Genomic DNA, 7,543 nt, shown 5'->3' on the forward strand with positions numbered 1-7,543 from the left:
GCCACTTCCCCCTGGGGGAAGTGGCCCGCCGCCCATCGCCATGACTGCGAACCTCGCGGGTCACCGCGGACCGACCGGACGAAACGGCGTCCCGCCCCTTCTCCCCGGCGTCAGCGCGTCAGCGCCTCGATGTCCGGGACGAGGTCCGCCGGCGCAGGCATGCGGGCGACGGTCCGGCCCAGCCGGGCGGCCGTGGGAAGCACCCGACCGCCGTTGACGAGATCGGCGATGTGGAAGCGCAGCCGCAGCATGCTGGGGTCGCCCGCGAGCTCGTCGTCGGAGAGGCACCGACCGATGCCGGCCTGTTCCAGGCGCGCACCGGTCCGCCGTCCCTCCTCCCCCGTCGGCAGCACGAGCTGGGAGACCCCGTACCGGGCGGCCGCGTACACGACCCCCTCGTCCCCGCCGTGCACGACGAGAACGCAGCCGGGCAGCAGCAGGCTCCAGGGGTGGTCGTCGCCGGTCAGCACGAGGAGTTGCAGGCCAAGGCTTTCGACGCCCTCGGCGACACGCCGGAAGAGCCGCGCCCGGCGGCGGTCCTCGGGCCGGGACCCGGTCGGCACCCCGGTGACGCAGACGCGCGGAAGCAGCGACAGCCCGGTGAGCCGGGGCACCGGCCTTGCGGGCAACTCGTAGGCATCGCAGCGCACATGCCAGGCACCGCGCTCCGGCCGTTCCCGCAGCGGCGGGGGGCAGGGGTCGATCCAGACGGTCGGCCGCGGCGACAACGGCGGGTGGGCGAACGGAAGGTAGCCGATCGTGGGCACCCCGGACATGGCCGCCATGGCGGTCGAGTCGGGGCACAGCGGATCGTGGACCACCAGGTCGGGCCGCCAGGCCCGGCCGAACTGCTGCGGATCGGCCAGCACCGGCACGAGTCCGGCCCGGGCCACACAGTGGCGGGCCCGGGCCGGACAGCAGAAGCGCACCTCGTTGCCAGCCGCCTGCAACGCCCTGGCGAGCAGGACCAGTCGCAGTACGGCCGGCATCCCGAGGCCCGCCGAGAACAGCACTCGCACGGCTCCTCCCTGGGCGGTCACCCGGCAAAACGGTCGAGCACCCGCCCGGTCCCGGGGTCGACGTCCAGCGCCGGGTCGCTTCCGAGCACGGCCCGCTGCAGACGCTGCAGACGCTGTGAGGGCTCGATGCCCAGCTCCTCCACGAGGTGGGTACGCAGGTTCTGAAAGACGTCGAGCGCGGCGGAGGGGCGCCCGGCCCGGTAGAAGGCCACCATGGACTGGGCGTGCAGGCCCTCGTGGAGCGGGTGCCGGGCAGTCAGCGCGGTGAGCTCGGTGAGCAGTTCGGCATGACGGCCGAGCCGGAGCTCGACGTCGTTGCGCCGCTCCATCACCCCGAGCCGGCTCTCCTCCAGCCGCATCGCCTCGATCTCGAGCAGCGGCCCGGTGCGTACGTCGACCAGGGCCGGCCCACGCCACAGGCCGAGGGCCTTTCGGAACAGCTCTGCGGCCTCCCGGTTGTCACCCCGGTCGAAGGCCCGCTGGCCGAGAGAGGAAAGCCGGTCGTACTCGTGCACGTCGATGCTGCCCGGCTCGGCCTGGAGGAGATATCCCCCGTGCCGGGTCAGCAGCAGATCCTTCGAGCCGCCGGGCTCTCCCTCCAGCGCGTTCTCCATGCAGCGCCGGAGCTGGAGGATGTACGTCTGCAGCGTGGTGAGGGCGCTGCGCGGAGGGGCGTCACCCCAGATCTCCTCCATCAGCGCGGAGACCGGCAGGACCTGGTTGGCGTAGATGGCGAGCAGCGTCAGGATCTGCCGCGGCTTCGCCGCTGTGGGCAGGATCGGAACGCCTTTCAGTTCGGCGTCCAAAGACCCCAGAACGAAGATTCGCATGCGGTCCCCCTTGTCTCTGTCGTCGGACCTCGAAACTCCCATCCGGGCGGCCGCTGGCACAGTGCGCCACTCCTCCTCTGCGAGGTGTCTCCGTCCTGCTCAGGGCATGACCGATTCATGGACCGCGGGACGGCCCGCCGATCGGGCGAAGGGCGTTCCGGACATGACGGAGGTCCCGCGTGCCCTCGTCCCGGGTACGCGGGACCTCCGGTCCCTCGGGGGAGGTCTGCCGGACCCCCCGTGACTCAGTCGGTGGCGGACGCGGGACGGCCGTACAGCGCGAGGCAGTCCTCGTAGACCGGCAGGAGCCCCTTGGCCAGCGCCTCCTCCGCGGTGGGCGCGGCCAGGTCGTCGTCGGTCATCGCCGGCGCCTCGGTCAGTCCCCATGGCAGGGCGAGAGCCGGGTCGAGTGCGCTGACCGTGTAGGCGGCACCCGCCGTGTACGGGCGGGAGCTGTGACAGGCGACAACCGTGTCGTCCTCCAGGGCGAGCCAGGCGTGGCCGAGGCCCTCGGAGACGAACACCCCGGACGCGCTGCGGTGGTCCAGCCAGACCGTCTCGTACCGGCCGTAGTCCGGGGACCCGACCCGCAGGTCCACCACGACGTGCACGGCGGAGCCCCGCACACAGCCGAACAGCCTGGCACGGCTGTCCGGGCCCGTGGTGCCGTGGATGCCGCGCAGCACCCGGCGCCGCCCGACCGTCAGGTCGCTGTACCGGATCGCGAAGGGCCGTCCGATCGCTTCCTCGACGTAGTCCTGGCGGAACGCCTCGTAGCGGACCGCAACGCCGTCCTCAACGGCCCGGGGCGAGACCAGGAACGTGTCCGGGAGGCCGAGTTCGCTGATTTCCAGGCTCTTGAGATCCATACCGACGACGGTAGTCGCCGCAGCTCAAGACCGGCTGGAGCACCGGCGGCCTCGCGACGACAGGCTCAGGACACTGCCGTCTCCCGGCCGCCGGAGCAGAACTCCGTCGTCAGGCGCAGGCCCTCCTGGAGGGACGCCTGCGGTTGCCGGCCGGTGGCGGCCCGGACCGCGGCGCCGTGCGCCGCTGCGCCCAGGCCGCCGCGTGGCGGCGGGCCGCCCCGATCCGGGCCCGGCGGGTCGGCGTCCCGGACCCCTGCCGGGGCCGTCCGCACCGCCGCCGGGCCGAGGGCGGGCACGGCATGGCGGGCCCGGAGCCGCGCCCTTTCCGTCCGGTGCTTCAGGTCAGGTCAGCCAGCAGTCGGGGGCAGGGCCGCCTCGACCGATCGGCGGGAAGAGTTCGTCGAGCTCGGCCAGTACGGACTCCGGCAGCGCACACTCCAGAGCTTCGAGTGCGCCCTCGATGTGCTGCTCCGTGCGAGGTCCGATCACCGCACCCGTCACACCGGGGCGGGACAGCACCCAGGCGATCCCGACCACGGCCGGGTCCAGGCCGTGGTCGGCGCAGAGCTTCTCGTAGGCCTCGATGGTGTCGTGCTGCGCGTTCAGGGCCTCCATCGCACGGCCCTGCGCGGACTTGACGGCGGAGTTGGTCCGCATCTTGCGGAGCACGCCGCTGAGCAGGCCGCCGTGCAGCGGTGACCAGACGAACAGGCCGAGTCCGTACGCCTGGGCCGCGGGAATCACCTCGAGCTCCGTATGGCGGGTGACCAGGTTGTAGACGCACTGCTCCGTGACCAGGCCCAGGCTGTTCCTGCGCTGCGCGACCGCCTGCGCACTCGCGATGTCCCAGCCGGCGAAGTTGGACGAGCCGACGTAGCGCACCTTGCCCTGGGCGACCAGGAGGTCCATGGCCTGCCAGACCTCGTCCCAGCCCACGGACCGGTCGAGGTGGTGCATCTGGTACACGTCGATCCAGTCCGTGCCCAGCCGCCTGAGCGATGCCTCGCAGGCCGCGACGATGTTGCGGGCCGACAGGCCGCGGTCGTTGAGGCCCTCGCTCATCGGGTCGCCCACCTTGGTGGTCAGGACGACCTGGTCGCGGCGGGCGGGGTCCTTGCCGAGCCAGCGGCCGATGACCTCCTCGGTGTGGCCCTTGTGGACACGCCAGCCGTAGATGTTGGCCGTGTCGATCAGGTTGATGCCCCGCTCCAGGGAGTGGTCCATGAGGCGGTGCGCCTCCGGCTCCTCCACCCGGCCACCGAAGTTGACCGTGCCCAGGGCCAGCCTGCTGACCCGCAGACCGGTACGGCCCAGCTGTGTGTAGATCACGCGACCTTCTCCTCCTTCAGCGATGAATGCGTTGCGCACCGACAGGTTCAGGACACTTCCGTCTCCCGGCCGCCGGAGCAGAACTCCGTCGTCAGGCGCAGGCCCTCGTCGAGGGACACCTGCGGTTGCCAGCCGGTGGCGGTCCGGAACGCGGAGGAGTCGACGATCGCACTCCGGAAGTCGATGGCCTCGGCGTACTCCGGCGGCTCCACGCAGACCACCGGCACCGGCTCCTTGCCCGTCTGCTCGGCGACCAACGCGGAGACCCTGGTGAACACGTCCCCGAGCGGCGCGCCTTGACCGGTGCCGATCAGCCAGCGCCTTCCCGCGAGCACGTCCATGCGGGCGATCGCGGCCCAGAAGGCGCGAGCGGCATCGTCGACGTGGAGCAGGTCCCGGCGGACCGTTCCGTCGTGCCACATGGTCAGGGGCTCGCCGGCCACTGCGCGGCGCGTCATCGTGGAGACGATGCCCTTGTCCCGGGCGGTGGACCCGGCGCTGTAGCCGTACAGCGTGGTCAGGCGCAGGCAGGCGCCACGCACCGTTCCCGCCGTGTCGGCCTCCAGCAGCAGCCGCTCCGCCTCGAGTTTCAGCCGTTCGTAATATCCCTTCGGCCGGTCGGGTTCGGTGCCGTCCAGAACCTCCTTGTCCGAGGAGCCGGCTGCCGTGACCGATCCCGTGAACAGGACGGTCGGGGGCGCCTGGGAATCGGCTCGGTCGCGAAGGGCGTGCAGCAAGTCCTGCATCAGGCCCACGTGGACGCGTTCGGCGGCCGTGTCGCCGTCCGCTATGCGCCAGGTGGACGCCCCCGCGATGTACGCCAGTGCGTGGATCACCACATCGGCGCCGGCGACGGCGGCGGCCATCTGGCCGGGCTCGGTCAGATCCGCGGAGAGCACCTCGATCTCGGCACGGGCGTCCTCGGGGACAGGGCACGTCCTGCGGGAGACGGCCCGTATCCGGACCGGGTGCCGTGCCAGCTCGCGGAACACCGCGGATCCGACGAAGCCTGCGGCGCCGAGCACCACGATGAGCGGGGAGTTCACAGTCACAGCGCTGCCTTTGGTAGTCAGAGAAGACATGCGGCCAGGCTCCGGGCCTCGACGTTGACGTGGTATCCGAAATGGGTCAGACGGTTGAGCAGACCGAGGGTCATCCACCGGTAGTTCTCCGGCGCCTCGATCTCGTGGTCCTCGGGCAGTTCGACGACCAGGTGGCGTGTGTCGGCCCGGGAGAAGCGGCCGCCGTCCTCGGACTGCACGGCGTCCAGCCGGATCCAGGACGGGGGTGCGTCGAGATACTGCGTCAGCGGTGGGAAGTCCTGCGGGCCGCGGTGATAGCCGGGAGAGAACTGCACGGTGGGCGCCAGTTCGAGACGGTCCGTCAGGCCGGGCTGGACCTGTGCCTGGACCAGGAACTGCAGCACCCCGGCCCGCCGCTGGCAGATCAGGGCCACGGCGTTTCCGGGGCGGGGCTCGAGCATGGGCTGCCACCATGTGCCGACCTCACGGCTCGTGGCCTGGACCGACATGCCGATGATGTCGAAGATGCGGCCGTCGCGATGGCGGATGCTGTCGTCGTCGCAGATCCATTCGTCCATGTCCCGCAGGCTGGTCCGCCTGACGTCCAGGCTGAACTTCGCCTTCTGGTCGAACAGCCACGTCAGCGTGCCGGAGAGGTCGGACGCCGACCACGGCGTCCGGTGCGACCTCAGGAGCTCGGCGTGGAACGGGTCGGGCTGCTCGGCCCGGGGAACCGGCGGGTCGCCGTCGGCGGTGCCGTAGGAAATTCCGGAGAGCACGGTACGGGCGTTCATGTTGACGCCGTTGCCCTGGGTGAGCTGCTGGCGTATCTGGCCCAGGGTGAGCCAGGTGAAGTCGTTCTCGACGGGTACTTCCTCGTCCTCGGGCACCTCGACGATCATGTTGCGGTTCCGCTTGTACAGATACCAGTAGCCGTGCTCGGAGAGGAGTTGGTCGAACAGGACTCGTCGCCGCGTGCCCTCGAGGAAGTAGTCCAGATACGGGGTGGCCCTGCCGCCGTGGACGCGCCGGTAGTTGCTCTGAGTCGCCTGGACGGTCGCCGCGTACTGGACGAAGGTGGTGTTTCCCGGCTCCATCTTCGCCTGCATGAGGAAATGGAGCACGCCGTCGAACCGCTTGGCGAGGATCCCCAGGATGCCGATCTCCGACTGGACGATGATCGGCTGGGACCACTGCGGCACGGGTCCGAAATCGGTCCGTACGGAGAGCCCTTCCACCGTGAAGAACTTGCCGTCCGCGCGGCTGAGCCGGTCACCGAGGTGCCAATTCGGGAGAGCGGCCAGTGGCACCCGTTCGACCTCGTACGAGGCGGACTCCTCCCGTTCCTTGAGAAAGGCGCCCGCGTCGGGGGTCAGCGGGGAGTCAGACACCACCGCCGACGCCAGGAAGTCGTCGGCGCCGTTCACCTCGGGCTGCATCCTGCTACTTCCTTTCAGCTTTACGGACCGTGTTCACGGGGACGGTCTCCGTGGTGGATTGCAGGCATTCTTCGAAGAAGGCGAGTGCGCGCAGGTGGTAGGAGCGGGCGGCCAGGCCGAGGCTGATGTTGTGGCCCGCGCGGGGCTGGCGCTCGACCCGCACGAGGGGCGCCCCGGCCAGCCGGGAGACCAGATCGGCGATGTCCGCCTCCCCGTGCAGCCACCACTCCTCGTGCTCGGCGAAGGTCAGCCGCAACGGGACATCGATCCGCGGCGCCAGCTCCTCGAACATCTCCGGCCACAGCTCCACCTCGGATGCCTCCCTGACCGGAATGGGAGCGACCAGCGCCTCGGACGCCCGGAAAGTACCCTCCGGATACAGCCCCACCGGACCCCAGTTGCGCTCCCAGTCCATGTGCCGGCGAAGCCGCGGCCGGCCAGCCGGCCCGACGCCGAACCGGTGACCGACACCGGAGGCGTCCAGAGCGAGCAGACCGGGAGTGTCCGCCACCGTCACAAGAGCGAGCTTGCCGCCGTAGGAATGGGCCAGCAGCAAAAACCCCCGCCCCACCGCATACCGCCTGGCGAACACCTCCAGCGCCCCGGACAGCACGGACGACTGCTCGTCGAGGGTCAGGCCGTCGGGCACCTGCGTCGCGGACTGGCCGTAACCGGGCCGATCCAGTGCCAGCACCGTGAAACCGAGCCGGGCACCCAGCGCGAGCAGGGACAGATCAGGATGGGCCTGCCCGTCGAAGTAGCCCGCACGCATACCACCGCCGTGCACCGCGACGACGGTCGCCCGCGGCAGCCCCCCGGTCGGCTCGGCCAGGAGACCCGACAGGGTCAGAGCCCCGACCTGGAGCAGCAGCGGACGCACTCCGGCCGAGTAGGTCTGCAACGGCTTCTTCCGGTCCGTTCTGGACACGCGCATGGGTGATCCCTCGTCGGTCGGCGGCGAACTGGGTCCGGACGGCCGGGACACCCGCACCGCAGGAGCCCCGGCACACGGAGAAGGTCAGGCGAGCTGACGGG

General features: G+C 70.8%; 7 protein-coding genes. All 7 read right to left on the reverse strand.

From position 1 onward, the window contains the following. Positions 1-110: 110 nt before the first annotated feature. On the reverse strand, positions 111-1,019 hold the full coding sequence (locus ACWC24_RS41650) for a glycosyltransferase (RefSeq protein ID WP_450668132.1): 909 nt from the start codon (positions 1,017-1,019) through the stop codon (positions 111-113). A 17-nt stretch (positions 1,020-1,036) separates the two neighbouring features. Beyond that, positions 1,037-1,849 (reverse strand): AfsR/SARP family transcriptional regulator, encoded by an 813-nt coding sequence (locus ACWC24_RS41655; RefSeq protein WP_450668133.1) that lies wholly within the window; start codon positions 1,847-1,849, stop codon positions 1,037-1,039. Positions 1,850-2,094: 245 nt separating this feature from the next. Beyond that, positions 2,095-2,718 carry a dTDP-4-dehydrorhamnose 3,5-epimerase family protein gene (locus ACWC24_RS41660; protein ID WP_450668134.1) on the reverse strand — a complete coding sequence of 208 codons (624 nt, stop codon included), beginning with the start codon at positions 2,716-2,718 and terminating at the stop codon, positions 2,095-2,097. A gap of 342 nt (positions 2,719-3,060) precedes the next feature. After that, on the reverse strand, positions 3,061-4,047 hold the full coding sequence (locus tag ACWC24_RS41665) for an aldo/keto reductase (RefSeq protein WP_450668135.1): 987 nt from the start codon (positions 4,045-4,047) through the stop codon (positions 3,061-3,063). A gap of 47 nt (positions 4,048-4,094) precedes the next feature. After that, positions 4,095-5,129 carry an NAD-dependent epimerase/dehydratase family protein gene (locus tag ACWC24_RS41670; RefSeq protein WP_450668136.1) on the reverse strand — a complete coding sequence of 345 codons (1,035 nt, stop codon included), beginning with the start codon at positions 5,127-5,129 and terminating at the stop codon, positions 4,095-4,097. Then, positions 5,117-6,508, reverse strand: a complete 1,392-nt coding sequence (locus tag ACWC24_RS41675) for an NDP-hexose 2,3-dehydratase family protein (RefSeq protein WP_450668137.1) — start codon at positions 6,506-6,508, stop codon at positions 5,117-5,119. Before ACWC24_RS41675 ends, ACWC24_RS41670 begins: the two co-directional genes overlap by 13 nt. Before the next feature lie 4 nt (positions 6,509-6,512). Next, a complete protein-coding gene (locus tag ACWC24_RS41680) occupies positions 6,513-7,442 on the reverse strand; it encodes an alpha/beta hydrolase family protein (RefSeq protein WP_450668138.1) in 930 nt (309 codons plus the stop codon). Positions 7,443-7,543 lie beyond the last annotated feature (101 nt).

It is taken from the genome of Streptomyces sp. NPDC001443, assembly GCF_053597355.1.

Bases quoted from the DNA above. Each gene is read 5' to 3' on its own strand.
- ACWC24_RS41655 (WP_450668133.1), bottom strand. From the start codon at position 1,849: ATGCGAATCTTCGTTCTGGGGTCTTTGGACGCCGAACTGAAAGGCGTT.
- ACWC24_RS41660 (WP_450668134.1), bottom strand. From the start codon at position 2,718: ATGGATCTCAAGAGCCTGGAAATCAGCGAACTCGGCCTCCCGGACACG.
- ACWC24_RS41670 (WP_450668136.1), bottom strand. From the start codon at position 5,129: ATGTCTTCTCTGACTACCAAAGGCAGCGCTGTGACTGTGAACTCCCCG.
- ACWC24_RS41675 (WP_450668137.1), bottom strand. From the start codon at position 6,508: ATGCAGCCCGAGGTGAACGGCGCCGACGACTTCCTGGCGTCGGCGGTG.
- ACWC24_RS41680 (WP_450668138.1), bottom strand. From the start codon at position 7,442: ATGCGCGTGTCCAGAACGGACCGGAAGAAGCCGTTGCAGACCTACTCG.